Here is a 15,597-nt window from a genome sequence, read left to right as displayed (position 1 = left end):
CCTAATGCAATCAGCTGTTAAGCCGATAACAAATTAGAAACGATAAAAAACCATACTCAGAGGTAAATAAAATGAATAAACAAGAATTTTTAAATCAACTTGAAGATATCCTAGAGCTTGATAACAACACTTTACAAGGTGATGAAGTACTGATTGATATTGAACAATGGGACTCTTTAGCCTTTCTAAGCGTTATAGCCATGGCAGATGAACATTTTGATATTGTGATCCAAGGCGATAAGTTAGAACAAATAAAGACTGTTAATGATCTTGTTGCATTAGTACAAGAACATCTCACAGCCTAGGATTGTAATCAGAATGGTATTAAATAACCCAATGGAATTTAGTGGTAAACGTGTACTGATTACTGGTGCTTCTGCTGGTATTGGTAGAGCGTGTGCCATTTTGCTTTCACAACTTGGTGCGAAAGTCATTATCAATGGACGCCAACTTGAAAGCTTACAAGAAACATTAAACCTAATGTCAGGGGATGGACATGGCATTGCTATATTTGACATGGCCAAAACTGACGAGCTCTGTGAATGGTTTAAGTCTCTGAGTAAAACAGAGGGTTATTTTGACGGATTTGTGCACTGTGCAGGTATGCAAGTAACCAAACCGATACGCTTGTTTGACCAAGAGTTTTTCGATGAAACCATGCATGTCAACCTTGCTAGTGCAATGGCTATTACTAAGGGATTTCGTCTCAAGCGAGATAGAAATAAGCAAGGCGCTATAGTATTTGTTTCCTCTATCGCTGGTCTAATAGGCCAGACTGGGAATACTCTATATGGTGCAAGTAAAGCAGGATTAATGTCATTAACCAGAGGGTTATCAATGGAGCTACTAAGAGATAATATTCGGGTTAATTGTGTGGCGCCTGCGTTAGTTGCCACCGAAATGGCGCAGCGGACAAAAAACAGCATGACGGAAGCTCAATTTCAGCACATGCTAGACCAACATCCCATGGGCATTGGTCAACCAGAAGACGTCGCAAATGCCGTCGCTTTTTTATTAAGTGATGCAGCGAAATGGATTAATGCGGTAACCTTACCCGTTGAAGGCGGTTATCTCGCCAATTAAGAAGTAAAACATGGCACTCAATTTTAAGCGCATTGATATAAATGATGCTGAACAGCTATTGAAATGGCGTACATCACCAGAAATTACCCAACATATGTTTACTGACCTTAAAGAACCATCACTTAAGAAGCAGCAAGCTTGGATTGAATCTTTACAAGACCGTAAAGACTATAGAGGCTATATGATTCAAGACGATGGAATGTCTATAGGTTTTCTCTGTTTCAGCGATATCGACTACGTACACCAACGCTGCAGTACTGGCTCATATATTTATGAAAGAGCTGCAAGATTGAAGTATGGTGTAACAATGCATACTTATATATGTAATTATGTCTTCTATCAATTAAAAATGAATAAAATTGTTAATCATGTGCTCAATGCAAATGAGAAAGTCGTTAAACTACAAACTTTGCATAAAACAAGATTAGTGGGTTTTTTAAAGCAGCATATATTTAAAAATGGCCAGTTTTTAGATGTTTATATTTTTGAACAACTCAAGGAGGATTGGCTTAGTCAGAAACAGCATTATAGTCTAGAAAAAATTTCAGCCGCATTTAACGATTGGAACTTCGTATGAAAAACCTAAATACAACCATCATTGATGAAACACGTCGAATTATTGAGGCTAAAGGTGAAATCTGTCCTAATATCTCACTCAATAATCATTTTTTAAATGATTTGCCGATGGACTCCTTGGACCTTGCAACTTTAATAGTTAGCTTAGAGATGTCAACGGGGATTGATCCATTCAGAGAAGGATTTAAAACTTTTCATACAGTTGGAGAACTGATTAATCTTTATGAAGGTATGTTAACCTAATGTTTGAGTTAAGTAGGGAATTCAGACTAATTGAACATAAAGTTTGCTATACAATAGCAAACCTTGACTCAATGATATTTGATGAACAACTTGATTATATTGAAGTAAGTAGTAAACCCGAAAATAATGGCCCATTAGTATCTAGAATGCTTAAAGCCCTAGTGATAGGTCAACAACGGGATATTCCCGTTATATTTAACCGAAATGCTCAAGTTTTTGACAGTGATAATTTGCCAAAAAAATTTGAAGTCGGTTTATTCACTTCGGGAACAACAGGAGCTCCGAAGCTTATATTTCACTCCATTGGTAGTCTACTCCCCAAAAATAGTAAATCTCATTCAGAACAGACTCGTTGGCTTTTATGTTATCACCCGATGAGTTTTGCCGGTTTACAAGTTATATTACAAACAGTAGTGTCTGGTGATACTTTAGTATCCAACGTCGATGCAAATATAAAGCAAAAAGCAAAATTGGCCTCCGACTATATGATCAATGCCATAAGTGCAACACCATCAATGTTCCGTGCAATGCTACTTGCTTGGGGAGATTCCCTCCCCAATTTTAAACTGATTAGTCTGGGAGGTGAAATAGCCACACAGTCTATTTTAGATGACATTAAAAAATTTTTCCCTAAAGTAGCACTGAGGCATATTTATGCAACAACTGAAGCTGGCGTTGTCTTTACAGTAAAAGATGGTTTAGCAGGTTTCCCTAAATCCTGGCTAAATCAGTACCTTAATGGTTGGCAATTAAAAGCAACACACACACTTATATTGAATAAAGAAGGTCTGCAGCTAGATACTGGTGACAGTATTATAGAGAGGGGGGATCGAATCTTATTTAATGGGCGTCTGGATAATCTAATTAATGTTGGTGGAGTTAAAGTTAACCTTGAAATCTTAGAGCAAAAGATAATAGCACTAGAACATATTATTGATGCTCGAGTATTTGCTAAAGCGAATCCCATTACTGGTGCATTAGTCTGTGTTGAGCTCTGCGCGAAAGATCCACAATTGGCTAGAGCTGAACTAGATACTTTTAGTTATCAGCTAGAACCGGCTGCCAAACCTAGAATTATTATATTCTCTGAACAGATAACATTAACTGATGCAGGGAAAAAACAGAGAACGATTAAATGAAACATGTCATTGTCAGCGGAGGAAGCAGAGGACTTGGGCTTGCAATAGTCAAAACTCTGTTAGAAGAAGGCTATAAGGTGTCAACTTGCAGCCGAACAAAAACAGCTGAAGTTGATCAACTCATAGCACAATATCCATTTTTTCAATGGTTTTATGCTGAGATAGGTAATGCGGAACAGACTTCGCACTTTGTAAAACAAGCTTGTGATTGGGCCCAAGATACTCCTCTGTGGGGCATAATTAACAATGCTGGCATTGCTAAAGAGGGAATTTTAGCGACGTTTCCAAATATTGAATCCGATACTCTTCTGCAAGTCAATCTACATGGTGCACTCTACTTAGCTCGTGAAGCATTACGGGTTTTCTTACGGCAAAACAGTGCAGGAAGAATTATCAACATCAGTTCAATTATCGGCAACCGTGGCTATACAGGTCTTGCCGCATACTCAGCATCTAAAGCTGGTCTTGATGGATTAACACGGGCTCTCGCCAGAGAGAATGGCCGCAGAAATATTACCGTAAACTCCATAGCTCCAGGCTATTTAGACACTGAAATGTCATCGACCCTGACAGACAAAAAGCGAGACCAAATCATCCGCAGAACCCCAATGCATAGGCTAGGTACTGTGGATGACATCACTCCAGCCATCAGCTTCCTTTTATCTGATGGCGCAGCATTTATTACCGGACAAACCTTCACTATTGATGGTGGTATCACTAACTAGGACGACCTCTATGCCCACGGCTCAATGTCAACTTTGTTACACTCAACAATGGCGGATATTTTCTCATATCTCATTTGGGATATGGGACGAAAACGGCCAAGTACTGACTCGTAAATCGTCAGATTATCCGCTGTCAACATGTCAGCATTGTGGGCATGTCCAAATCAGCAGTAAATATACATCTAAACTGTTTAAGAAATTGTATTTTCACTCCAAGCAGGAGGCAGTCATGTGGCATGAATCTCTTGTAAATGATAATCGTCCCTATGAAGAGATGATTAACTTTGCATTAGGTGATTCTGCGCCTGAAATAGTTGTCGATTTGGGTTGTGGCGAAGGGAAGCTTTTAGAAGCAGCGAATCGCGCAACACCAAAGAGTACGCTAATAGGTATTGATTTTAATAACCGTTTTTCGCAAAATAATATTCGCTATTTATCATTCGATCTAAACCATCTTAACAATCTACCAAATAATTATTGGCCTAATGGGATCGATCTTGCGATGGCGTCTCATGTATTAGAGCATGTAATCAATCCCGTTGAATTTTTGCGGCAAATAAAAAAACAATTAAGTCCAAACGGGGTTATTTTCATCGAGGTGCCAGACTTTTCAGAACGACATAATATCGATTCAATTGGTATGAGTAACTTGATTAACTTACAGCATATTCATTACTTTACAGCAGATTCACTTACTTATGCAGCACAACTCGCTGGTTTGGAAGTAACAAAACTAACAAGAGTGACGACAGGGTATATCCCTAGACTACTAGTGTTACTATCACCAAGCCAACTCGAACAGATCTGCATTTCAACTTTAAAATTCAATACCGCTGATGTTATATGTCATTATCAGGCGCAATGTCGTGCACTCCGTTCGCAATTAGCTAACGTACTACGCGAAAAAATAAATCAACAAGGCAAGGTTGGCCTCTGGGGAATTGGTGCTGATTTTTATAATCTTATTAATGAAAATACCGATCTTAATAAACATATTTCACAAGGGGATATAGTACTTTTTGATTATATTCTCAAAGACAAAGAGATTCAATCTCAAAGAATATTGTGTAGTAGCAATATTCCAACTTTCAACTATAACGTATTTATGAGTCCTATGCTTGCAGAAACACGCATTAAGATGCGAGCAATATCCCGCGATTGGCACAACGTTATAGACTACTATTTTAAGGAGAATGAATAAAATGAGTACTACTTTCACTTCGCAAACATCGTGCAAAATATGTTCTCATAAAAATTGGAAAATCATAGATACACTTATTTCAGGTATTTGGGATAAAAGCAATACCGAACTAGTGAGAAAAACGCTTTCTTTTCCAATCGGCCAGTGCCAGCATTGCCATCACGTTCAAGTCACCATTCCTTATACTCCTAAAGTATTTAATGCACTTTATTTTTCAAATAATCTAGAACCTGACATGTGGTGCGATACACCTGTAGGCAATAAATCTCCTTATGAAGAAATGGCAGACTTTATCGCTGATTATATTACAAAAGGTATTCATATAGTAGACTTTGGTGCTGGAGCGGGGAAAACCTTAAAACATATTGAACTTGAGTACTCAAATCACTCATTGAAATTATCAAGCGTAGATTTCCATAATCATATCCATTCAAGTACAATTGATCATGTCGGTGCAGATTTAAATCAGCTAGATACCATAAAAAAACACTTCAGTCATAAACCTATCTCACTAGCAATAAGTACTCATGTATTAGAGCATATTATTGAACCAGTTAATTTTCTGAAAAATATAAGTAGTTGTTTAACTAATAATGGTTACATATTTATAGAAGTCCCTGATTGCAGCCAAGATGCATTTCTCGACAACTTAGCTGTAACTAATCTCGTGCATGGTCAGCATATTCATTACTATACAAAAGACTCTATGACATTACTGACCCAAAAAGCGGGGTTGAAAATTGTTAAACAGCAACAACTAACAACAGGGAACATTCCAAGATTGATGCTTTTATTAGAAAGATCTACCACTACAGAGTCTATAGTCAGTCAAACGATCGTAAACACAGCAATGTCCGCGATAGTAAGACGATTCAGTAAATACCAGCAGTATCAGAGTGCTCTTTTTGATGCCGTCCAGCAGAGTTTAAAACACAATAAAAAAGTTGGAATTTGGGGGATTGGTGGGGATTTTTATCTATTAACTGAATTTTATCCAGAATTGATTGATGCAATAAAATCAGATTTAATTTTACTTTATGATTACGAACTATCTGGTCATACTTATAAAGAAAAAAACATTTCATCAAGTATAGAACTTGCTAATAGCAACATTCCAATCTATATAATTCCTACTTATGCCCCAACACGCGGTAGAATGAAAGAAATATCTCAAAAATGGGGCAGTAATGTAATAGATATCTTTGAAAAAATAAAATGAAAGAAATATTTATTATTTACTTATAATTTTTACAAGCTCATCAATGATAAAATCATGTTCAATTTCATTCAACTCTGGAAACAGTGGCAAGGTAAGACAGTTAGCATAGTAGGCTTCAGCCCCTGGACAATATCCTTCTACAAAGCCCATCTTCATATAATATGGTTGAAGATATACAGGAAAATAATGCACATGAACACAAATGCCAGCCAAACGCATTAGGTTAAATGTTAACTTACGATCAATATACGTTGGTAACTGTATAATAAAAAGATGATAAGCACTCAGACTATCAGTAAGAGGCTGGATAAATTCAATATTTAAATGAGTAAGTACCGACTCGTAATGTTTAGCGAGCTTATTTCTTTTTTCTACAAACTCATCCAGTCGCTTAATTTGGCTATTACCTAATGCCGCCTGGAGTTCAGTCATGCGGTAATTAAAACCTAAATGATGTTGTTCATAGTACCAATCCCCTTCATCGGGTCGTACCAATACTCCTGCAGATTTAGTAATCCCATGACTCCTATAACTCTGCATTGCTTGAGCTAATTGTGTATCATTAGTCGTAGCGACGCCGCCTTCTGCAGTGGTAATAATTTTAACTGGATGGAAACTAAACACAGTTATATCACTATACTGACATGAACCTATTTTCTGCGATTGATATGAGCCACCAATACCATGGGATGCATCTTCAATTATCTTTACACCATATCGTTTAGCAAGTTGTCCTATTGCTTGCATATCACAGCTATGACCAGCCATGTGCACAGGTATAATAACCTTCGGGAGTTTGCTAGCTGATTTGGCTACGATAAGTTTGGCTTCTAATGCTTGAGCACACATATTGCCAGTTGAAGAGTTAACATCAACAAAATCGATCTTGGCACCGCAATAAAGCGCACAGTTTGCCGAAGCAACAAAAGTGATGGGGGATGTCCAAACAATATCACCGATACCAACATTAAGTGCAAGACATGCAATATGTAAAGCAGATGTCGCACTATTAACTGCAACTGCATAATTTGCAGCGACATAGTTACTGATAGCTTGTTCAAACTCAGGCACATTTGGCCCCTGCGTTAAATAGTCAGAGTTAAGCACTGCAACAACGGCATCGATATCATCTTGATTAATATCTTGTTTACCATAAGGGATCATACAGTCGCATCCATAGCAAGGATTTCATCAACAGTTAAAAAGTGTGGATTATTACCTGAATGATATTCAAAACCTTGTTCGACTAATCTACCCTTTTCACCCAGTAAATTAGATGTGTAATCATTTTCACGATTGAAGAATTTAATACTAGGGGTTATGACAAAATGATCCTCAAACTCAATAGTATGATGTGAATCATCGCCAGGACACATCACTTCATGCATTTTTTCACCAGGTCGTATACCCACAATTTCCTGTTTAAGTTCAGCGCCATAGGCCGTTGCAAGGTCAATTAATCGTATGGATGGGATTTTTGGCACAAAAATTTCGCCACCTTGCATACGAGAAAAATTTTTAAGCACAAAATCCACTCCATCTTGCAACGTAATCCAAAAGCGGGTCATCTCAGGGTGGGTAATAGGCAAAGATGTAGCACCATTGGCAATTAACTGTTTAAAGTAAGGAACGACAGATCCACGCGATCCGACAACATTACCATAGCGAACCGCTGAAAATCGCGTTTGACCGTCACCAACAACATTGTTTGCCGCTACAAATAATTTGTCAGAAACTAGTTTAGTCGCACCATATAGATTAATTGGGCTTGCCGCTTTATCCGTCGACAAAGCAATCACTTTCTTTACATTGTTACTGATAGCGGCTCGAATGACATTTTCAGCGCCATGGATATTTGTCTTAATACATTCCATTGGATTGTATTCAGCAGCAGGAACTTGCTTTAACGCAGCAGCATGAATAATATAATCAACATCTTTAAATGCTTGTTTTAATCTGTCACTATCGCGCACATCACCTATAAAATATCGCATGCATGGCGCATTATATATCTGTTGCATCTCGTATTGCTTAAGCTCATCGCGGGAGAAAATAATAAGTCGTTTAGGCCTGTACCTTTCAAGAATTGCTTTGGTATATTTTTGCCCAAATGACCCTGTGCCACCAGTAATCAAAATCGTTTTGTCATCAAACATAGACTTTCCCCACTAAACTATCCAAATTTTCGATTAGCAACATGAGACAACAATAAGTAAATTTGTCAATACTGTATCTCTAAGCATAATTTGCGCCAAAAAAAACTTATGGTGATGACACAAGAACATCATACGACTTAAGATATGTGATTATAGACAAGTATAGATAAAATATGAAGATTTTATCTATCCATTACTGTAGACGACTTTAAATATTACATTTATGCAACAAAAAAGCCAGCTTCATTGTGTCAAAATATTGTTGGAGCGAAATTTGCACCGCTGTGTCGTTCTTGCAATGAACCTCAGGGAAGTGACACTATAGTTATTACTCTGAAAGCACACTTTTAAGTTGTTCGTAAGAAAGAGGAAAACATGCAACTACATACCTACATATTGAATAACTTTGCAATAAGTCGCTTCAACGAGTACTACTTGCCCAGTGTAAATCGCCATACTTTTGAGAAAGCTGACTCAAAAACAATCTATAGTAAAAAATTTAAAAATTCATTCAGTAAGAAAGATAGACTGAACATTATCATTGGTATGGACTCTGGGTTATTAACAAATTTCATACTTGAAAACAACATCCCTGACGGTAGTAAATTTGTCTTTATAGAACTCTCATCAATCACTCCACTTTTGGTTATTGACATTCCTACAGAACTTAAGAATAAAATAATTATTATCGATGAATCTGGCTTAGATGAGCTATTTAGCAAAGATGATATTAAGCTATTCATAGCTAAAGATGAATGTTATCTTTATGCCTCTCTTGCCGTTGCCGCTCGGCACATCGAAGATTACAATGTTCTATTTAACATTTTAGAGTTAAGATTACAAAGTGAGTACTTTGATAACCGAGTGAACTTTACTCAAAAAATATTTTTCCATGCACAACTAGATAATATTGCAGACAATCACACTCAATCTAAGTTGCTGCGAAATACATTTAAAGAACAAACCTGCATAATTATTGCAGGTGGGCCTTCATTAGATGAAAACATTGACTGGATTAAAGATAACCAAAATAAATTATACATAATTTCAGTTTCACGTATTGCAGGAAAACTAGCTAATTCAGGGATAGTTCCAGACATTATCGTAAGCGTAGACCCACAAGAAGTAAGCTTTGATGTAAGTCGTGGTATGTTTGATTTACATGATAAAACACTTCTTGTTAACTCATATCATATTAGTCCAAAAATTTTATCTCAATGGCAAGGAAAGTCTCTTTACATGGGCCAAAGGCTCCCTTGGAGCAATAAAATTGATAATGATAATATTCCTACAGTTGGACCAACAGTAACGAATAGTTCTGTGCGTTTAGCCATTGAAATGGGATTTTCTAGAATATTACTAAGTGGTGTTGATTTTTGTTACTCAAAATCTGGTTACAGTCATGCAAATGGTACAATAGAGGCGAGTCTTGGCCCTAGTTTAGGACATAATACAATATGGGTAGAAACCTATGATGGCTATCAAGCGGAAACATTATTACAACTCAAACATGCCATGGAGTCTCTTGAACATGAAGCAAGAGTCTATCTTGATGTTGAAATAATTAATTTATCCAACAGTGCGGCAAAAATACAAGGCATATCTTACAAAAATACAAATGAAATTAACCTTGCTAAATATGAATCTAAAGAAATAAACTGTACAGACATATTTATTGAAAATAAAAAAAATGATTTACTTAATGTACTAGCCGATTGTTTAACAAAAAAAACTGAACTATCAAAAGCATTGAAAATAATTAAAAAAGCACAAAGACTTTCTCAAACCTTAAATTTAAACTCTAAATCTTCCGCATTGACTCTTAATAAAATAAACATGATAGAAGAGGAACTAAATAATAAATACGGTGACTTATCAAAAATAATAAAAGTATACGGCTATTTTGAGTTTTCAAAGTTCTTGACAACTAGAGATACTGAAAGCTGGACTCAGCATCATATAAACACTATGTCAATTAGATACTATAATGCTTTCTCATCAATTTGCTCGATTATTCTAAGATTGGTTGAAAATGCATGTCAAAAACTCCAATTTAGATTAAACGAGATCAGTAATACCCCTCTGATAGAATTAGCTATAAAATGGGAAGAGGAGAATCAACCGGGTAGAGCTTTTATATGGAAAAAAATGCACGAGTCTCATATTTTTAATGCTGATGAAGAAAATATATTATCAAAACTTAATCTGTTATATAGCAATAATCTTACCCAAGTCAGACAAGCCTACGTCGATAAATTGAACTCAGGTGACGCTATAGAGCATGTTTACACAAAAATAATACGACTAAATCAGTCCAAAAACAGTTATGGTTTAGCCATAACTGTGAGTAACTTGCTTCCATTCATTGAAAAAGATAACGAAACAAAAAGATTATATCACCTCGCCTTATCATTCCAACTCAGCCTTGAACAGCAGCCGCAACAGGCATTAGATACTTTACTTGCTCTGCCTGAAGAACTTTGTACTGAGATGGAGTTAAAGCATATTATTTTACTGGCGCTCAAACTAAGTAACCTTGAGCTTGCAACAGCAACTCTAGTCAAAATTTTGGCTTATAGTGATGAGTACATGCCTCAGTATGCGCATATTTTAAAACTCCAAGGCAAGATTCAAGACTCAGTTAATGTCTACCTAGATTACTTAGAGAAGTATCCATCGGATACACAAACATGGATAAAACTTGGATTATTCATGTTTGAAATCAATCAAGTAGAAGCTTCGCACACTGCATTTTCTAATGCAATTAATGCCGATCCCGATAATCAAGTGGCACGTGATTACTTATCTGAACTCACAAGACTAATGAACGTCTCACAATAACAGGCTCAAAATCACCGAACTCGCATATTCGTGTTCGGTGATTTCACTATTACCTCGCTAGACCGTATAATTAGCCTCGTTTCAGCATTGCTCATCTGCATATCCTAGGAGATTTTGTTTGGCTCATACCTATATACCTTTAGAAACTTACCGCCGTAAGTGGATTTTCAACCACAAAGACTTGCCTGTCACCGACGAGGACAAGGCGCACATCCTGCCGTTAACAGATAAAAGTGCGATGGAAATCTGGAACCAATGGATCAGCAACAAGAGTAGTCGTGCGGAGCAATTTACTAAGGGAGATTGGGCGGCGAAGGCTGATGCTTGGGTGGAAACAGATCATTGGCAGAGCGCTTGGGATAGTGAAGATAGCAGTTTACCCACCATGTTAGCTGAGTTTATACAATGGCCCGATGAAACGCCGGTGTATTTTTGCTATGAAAAATATCAGATTATTGAAACTCGTTGGGATGTGTTCGTCCGCAATTGGAAGTGTTTTCTTTTCTTTGACGACGGTCCCATTTTGATCTCGCCAAAACAGAAACAAGCGGTGATGTTCGAACAGAGTGGTCAATACAAGCTAGGCACTCGCGGATAATTTATACAGGGCGCTTAACGCTGATAATTTCCCATCGATAGCTTTACGCCAACACTTTTACGCAATAGTTTAGCGCGAGGAGTTATCTTGTTGGCATGCTCATATTTAATGATGAGTATGCCATATTTAACCATGTTTGAATGATGCGTAAGCACAATTAGCCTATCACTCCCCTCTTCTTTAGATTAACATCCATTTTCGGTGCCGAGTATTTGAGAAGTTGGGGTCAACTTTTTGCTGTAAATACTCATGAAAATCTGCTTAAAACCCAATAATTAAAATAGAAAAATGAGGTGTATTATGAAGTTACTCTCCACTCTGACCCTAGCAAGCGCGCTGTTATTACCCCACACATTAATGGCCAAAGAAGTCTCAGGAGTGCAAGTCGCCGAGACAGTGACATTAGATAGCCAAACATTACAGCTCAATGGCGCGGGCGTTCGCAGTAAGTTCTTTATGGATTTATATGTAGGCAGTTTGTATTTGCCAGCAGCATTAAGTAGCACTGCAGCGGTTATTGATGCACCAGTTGCAGCGATACGCCTTAACATTACCTCAGGCATGATCACTTCAGAAAAAATGCGCGATGCGATCACTGAAGGTTTTGAGCAAGCGACGACAGAAAACACCGCCGATATTCAACCGCAGATAGATACCTTTATGGCGCTGTTTAAGGAAGAAATTAAAGAAGGTGACCAATTTACCTTAGTCGCCAATAAAGCCCGCGGCGTGACGGCCTATAAAAATGGTCAGGAACAAGCCACCATCGAAGGTGAAATGTTCCGTCAAGCACTGTTAAAAATTTGGCTAGGTGATAAGCCAGCCCAGAAAAGCCTCAAAGAGGCCATGCTGGGCAAATAACTGACATTAACGTTAGAATTTGAATTCGATATCCAAGGCCGCTGCGCCTTGGTTATCCATTTCAAGCGCGGCTTGATTTGTCACTTCTAACTCACCATCAAAGTAATAACCAGCATAGAGATTTACGGTTAAAGCAGGCGTTGCTCGCCAACCGCCACGCAGATAACTCACCCATTCGTTCGTTTCTACAGCAATATCATCATCCTCAATAAGGAATCGCTCAGTACGACGTGAACTACCCAAACCAATATTCCAATCAGGATTGAATTGATAACTAAGCTCTAGTCCTGCTGGACCACTAAAACCAGCTTGGAATGGATTAGCCAGTGTCCAATGTTCATCTATCTGCCAACGCATGGCAAGATAAGGCACAGTGCGAACTTCATCGATATCATTAAGATACGCGACGCCAAAGCCAATCATGTTTCCCGAATCAAATGCATACATGGCCGATGCCACAATACCGTAACTCTGAGCTTGGCTAGCCGATGCAGTATCGGCGTAGGCATATTGGATCTGCGGCGCTAAAAAGAAGGCCCAATGTTTATCCATGCGATAATTTAACGACACTCCGGCACGGTAACGATTAATATGATCCCAATTCTGTCCGTCGGTGCCAAACAGCGGTGCGACATTGTTTGCGCCAGTAAGCGTGATGTTACGCCAGTCATAATCAAGTCGGTCATAGCCCACACGAAAGCCTAGCGACCATTGCTTATCCAGTGATACATTCATCCCAGCATTCAGTAATAAGCTGTCCCTTTGTAGCTCAGTATTGCCATTAGCTACCTCGGCGCTTTGGGTGCTGATCTGCGTGACACTTAATCTAAAAGGTTTGTATTCCTGCGAAGGTTTATCCGCTGCAATAGCGGCACAGCTCATTAACGGTAACAATAACAAACTGCCTTTCAGCAACCGCTGTTTTACGCTTAATGGTGCGAGTTTTCGATTAGCCACGCTAGCTCCTTGCATTTAAAATAATGGATAAATTTTTGTGCATAATACGCGCTATTGAATAAAAAGGTTCACACTTTCAAAATGAAGATACAAACTAATACCTTTGAAACAAACAAGCCTTTACTCTACCCGATGCGCCCTCAAGAACATGTCAGCACAACCCAATATATAATGATTCCTGTCGTCAAAAAGCTCATCGGCCGCTAACCCCAATTCTAATTTAAGTTTTAGCTCACCAAACAGCATTAAACATAAACGCACTGCACTATGGTGAGCATTACCAAATCGATATTGCCCTAACGCCTCTACAGCGACTAAATAATCCGCCAATAAGCCCACTATGTGTTTAGGGCCCGCGTCAAAGAACAATCGCGACACTTCAGGATGACTTTCGGATTGCGCCACACAGGCTTTGAATACGGTAATAGCTTCAGGACTGACGATCATTTCCCCAAATTGCAAAGCAAATTGGGTTAATGCCGATTCCGGCTTAGTGGGATCACTTAACAAATCATCATTAAGATTATGGCCAACACACTTAGATTCAATTGCCGCAACAAATAATTCATCTTTGCTGCCGTAATGGGAATATACGGTTTGTTTCGACACGCCCGCAAGCTTTGCAACCTCATCCATACTGGTATGAGGGAAACCTTGACGACAAAACAAATCAATAGCAGCCACAAGGACTTGCTGACGTTTTTGTTCACTACGGCTCAAAGGTAATTGCGTCTCAGAGGAATGCGTCATATCAACTCTCAAATAGATAGACATAATTAATTGGCATTAGTTAAGCACAAAATAGACTAGACAGTCTAGTTTCGTACAACTAGACTGGAAAGTCTAGTTACATAGTATTAACGTTTAACTTACAGCGGAAGCCTTTAAAATGGATCGAACTGCCCGACTTTCTTGGCGCACTCTTAGCGTCTGCGTGTTTGCTTTAGCCACATTATCCGCCTGTCAAAAGGAAGTGACTGAACACGCTACGACAGCCACGCTACCCACAGTCACAAGCCAAGCGTTGATCCAGACCCCAAGTTATGAACACTTTCAGACCTTCACTGGCACTATCCGTGCAGGTAACACCACAGGTGTAGGCTTTGAACTAGCAGGAAAGTTAAACAATTTACTGGTCGATTCTGGGAGTAAAGTTAAGCAAGGACAAATACTTGCAGTTCTCGATACCCGACTACTCGAAGCCGAGCGTCAAGAGATCCAAGCAAGTCTGGCACAAACCCAAGCCGATGTTGATCTGGCCACCAGCACTCTAAAACGTAATCAAGAATTAAAGAAATCGGGCTATGTCTCTGAACAGCTATTAGATGAAAACCGCTCACAATTAAATAGCTTAGCCGCAGCGAAAAACCGTCTACTCGCTTCGCAGCATGCCAATCAACTTAAGCTCGATAAATCCATCTTAGTAGCGCCCTTTGACGGCACCATCAGCCAAAGGCTACATAATCTTGGCGAAGTGATTGCCGCGGGCAGTCCTATCTTCACCTTAGTGGGTAACATCAATCCTGAAGCTTATATTGGTGTTCCTGTTGCGCTAGCGGAGCAATTTAACACCAAACAGCAAGTGCAAGTTAGTGTACGAGATCAAACCTTTACTGCTGAAATTGCCGGTATTAGCGCTGAAGTCAATCCCATCAGTCGTACCCTACAACTGAGAATAAGCCTGCCCCAAGATGCACATGTAATCAATGGCGAAATTGCGTATCTGCATCAACAACAGCAAATCCCGCAACCGGGCTACTGGGTACCCATTTCCGCACTGACGGATGGTATTCGTGGATTATGGAATCTCTATGTCATCGCAAACTATGAACAGCAATCCATCATAGAGCGCCGCGATGTGGAAATCCTCTACACCACCCAAGACATGGCTTACATTCAAGGCGCGATTCAGCCTAATGAAATCTATGTCAGCCAAGGGCTGCATAAGCTGGTCGTAGGCCAAACTGTATCTCCCATTGCTGCAGTCACGAGGTAATT

16 protein-coding genes are annotated in these 15,597 nt (G+C 38.8%); 12 read left to right on the top strand and 4 right to left on the bottom strand.

Features of this window, described 5'->3' with window-relative positions; translation table 11 throughout:
* Window positions 1-71 precede the first annotated feature (71 nt).
* From HQQ92_RS05450 to HQQ92_RS05415, 8 genes are all read left to right on the top strand, one after another.
* Window positions 72-305 carry an acyl carrier protein gene (locus tag HQQ92_RS05450; RefSeq protein ID WP_173243744.1) on the top strand — a complete coding sequence of 78 codons (234 nt, stop codon included), beginning with the start codon at window positions 72-74 and terminating at the stop codon, window positions 303-305.
* Between the two features lie 13 nt (window positions 306-318).
* Window positions 319-1,083: an SDR family NAD(P)-dependent oxidoreductase gene (locus HQQ92_RS05445; RefSeq protein ID WP_173243741.1), complete on the top strand. Its 765-nt coding sequence runs from the start codon at window positions 319-321 to the stop codon at window positions 1,081-1,083.
* 10 nt (window positions 1,084-1,093) lie between these two features.
* Window positions 1,094-1,660 carry a UDP-4-amino-4,6-dideoxy-N-acetyl-beta-L-altrosamine N-acetyltransferase gene (gene pseH, locus HQQ92_RS05440; RefSeq protein ID WP_173243738.1) on the top strand — a complete coding sequence of 189 codons (567 nt, stop codon included), beginning with the start codon at window positions 1,094-1,096 and terminating at the stop codon, window positions 1,658-1,660.
* The gene (locus tag HQQ92_RS05435; RefSeq protein WP_173243735.1) at window positions 1,657-1,902 is read left to right on the top strand and encodes a phosphopantetheine-binding protein; all 246 of its coding nucleotides are present in this window, start codon (window positions 1,657-1,659) and stop codon (window positions 1,900-1,902) included. The genes pseH and HQQ92_RS05435 overlap by 4 nt, the downstream gene beginning before the upstream one ends.
* Window positions 1,902-3,041 carry an AMP-binding protein gene (locus HQQ92_RS05430; RefSeq protein ID WP_173243733.1) on the top strand — a complete coding sequence of 380 codons (1,140 nt, stop codon included), beginning with the start codon at window positions 1,902-1,904 and terminating at the stop codon, window positions 3,039-3,041. The genes HQQ92_RS05435 and HQQ92_RS05430 overlap by 1 nt, the downstream gene beginning before the upstream one ends.
* A complete protein-coding gene (locus tag HQQ92_RS05425; protein WP_173243730.1) occupies window positions 3,038-3,766 on the top strand; it encodes an SDR family NAD(P)-dependent oxidoreductase in 729 nt (242 codons plus the stop codon). Before HQQ92_RS05430 ends, HQQ92_RS05425 begins: the two co-directional genes overlap by 4 nt.
* A gap of 229 nt (window positions 3,767-3,995) precedes the next feature.
* Window positions 3,996-4,967: a class I SAM-dependent methyltransferase gene (locus HQQ92_RS05420; protein WP_251071019.1), complete on the top strand. Its 972-nt coding sequence runs from the start codon at window positions 3,996-3,998 to the stop codon at window positions 4,965-4,967.
* Window position 4,968: 1 nt separating this feature from the next.
* Window positions 4,969-6,186: a class I SAM-dependent methyltransferase gene (locus HQQ92_RS05415; RefSeq protein WP_173243724.1), complete on the top strand. Its 1,218-nt coding sequence runs from the start codon at window positions 4,969-4,971 to the stop codon at window positions 6,184-6,186.
* A gap of 12 nt (window positions 6,187-6,198) precedes the next feature.
* On the opposite strand, the gene pseC is transcribed toward HQQ92_RS05415, so the two are convergent.
* Both pseC and pseB read right to left on the bottom strand, forming a co-directional pair.
* On the bottom strand, window positions 6,199-7,350 hold the full coding sequence (gene pseC / locus HQQ92_RS05410; RefSeq protein WP_173243721.1) for a UDP-4-amino-4,6-dideoxy-N-acetyl-beta-L-altrosamine transaminase: 1,152 nt from the start codon (window positions 7,348-7,350) through the stop codon (window positions 6,199-6,201).
* Entirely contained in the window at window positions 7,347-8,342 is a 996-nt protein-coding gene (gene pseB / locus HQQ92_RS05405) for a UDP-N-acetylglucosamine 4,6-dehydratase (inverting) (protein ID WP_173243718.1), read from the bottom strand. The genes pseC and pseB overlap by 4 nt, the downstream gene beginning before the upstream one ends.
* Before the next feature lie 375 nt (window positions 8,343-8,717).
* Between pseB and HQQ92_RS05400 the strand changes: the two genes are divergently transcribed.
* The 3 genes from HQQ92_RS05400 to HQQ92_RS05390 all read left to right on the top strand — a co-directional run bounded on the left by HQQ92_RS05400 (window position 8,718) and on the right by HQQ92_RS05390 (window position 12,642).
* On the top strand, window positions 8,718-11,183 hold the full coding sequence (locus HQQ92_RS05400) for a motility associated factor glycosyltransferase family protein (protein WP_173243715.1): 2,466 nt from the start codon (window positions 8,718-8,720) through the stop codon (window positions 11,181-11,183).
* 118 nt (window positions 11,184-11,301) lie between these two features.
* On the top strand, window positions 11,302-11,781 hold the full coding sequence (locus HQQ92_RS05395) for a DUF2947 domain-containing protein (RefSeq protein WP_028761235.1): 480 nt from the start codon (window positions 11,302-11,304) through the stop codon (window positions 11,779-11,781).
* Between the two features lie 300 nt (window positions 11,782-12,081).
* On the top strand, window positions 12,082-12,642 hold the full coding sequence (locus HQQ92_RS05390; protein WP_173243712.1) for a chalcone isomerase family protein: 561 nt from the start codon (window positions 12,082-12,084) through the stop codon (window positions 12,640-12,642).
* 12 nt (window positions 12,643-12,654) lie between these two features.
* On the opposite strand, the gene HQQ92_RS05385 is transcribed toward HQQ92_RS05390, so the two are convergent.
* Together HQQ92_RS05385 and HQQ92_RS05380 are read right to left on the bottom strand one after the other, a co-directional pair.
* Window positions 12,655-13,599 carry a DUF6268 family outer membrane beta-barrel protein gene (locus HQQ92_RS05385; RefSeq protein ID WP_168824508.1) on the bottom strand — a complete coding sequence of 315 codons (945 nt, stop codon included), beginning with the start codon at window positions 13,597-13,599 and terminating at the stop codon, window positions 12,655-12,657.
* Between the two features lie 120 nt (window positions 13,600-13,719).
* Window positions 13,720-14,349, bottom strand: coding sequence for a TetR/AcrR family transcriptional regulator (locus HQQ92_RS05380; protein ID WP_131523683.1), 630 nt, complete (start codon window positions 14,347-14,349; stop codon window positions 13,720-13,722).
* A 139-nt stretch (window positions 14,350-14,488) separates the two neighbouring features.
* Here HQQ92_RS05380 and HQQ92_RS05375 point away from each other — a divergent pair, with 139 nt between their 5' ends.
* Complete coding sequence (locus HQQ92_RS05375; RefSeq protein ID WP_173243709.1) at window positions 14,489-15,595, top strand: efflux RND transporter periplasmic adaptor subunit; 1,107 nt, start codon at window positions 14,489-14,491, stop codon at window positions 15,593-15,595.
* Window positions 15,596-15,597: the final 2 nt, after the last annotated feature.

Source organism: Shewanella sp. DC2-4 (genome assembly GCF_013248875.1).
Classification (GTDB): Bacteria; Pseudomonadota; Gammaproteobacteria; order Enterobacterales; family Shewanellaceae; genus Shewanella; species Shewanella oncorhynchi.
This window is presented reverse-complemented; position numbering and strand designations above follow the sequence as displayed.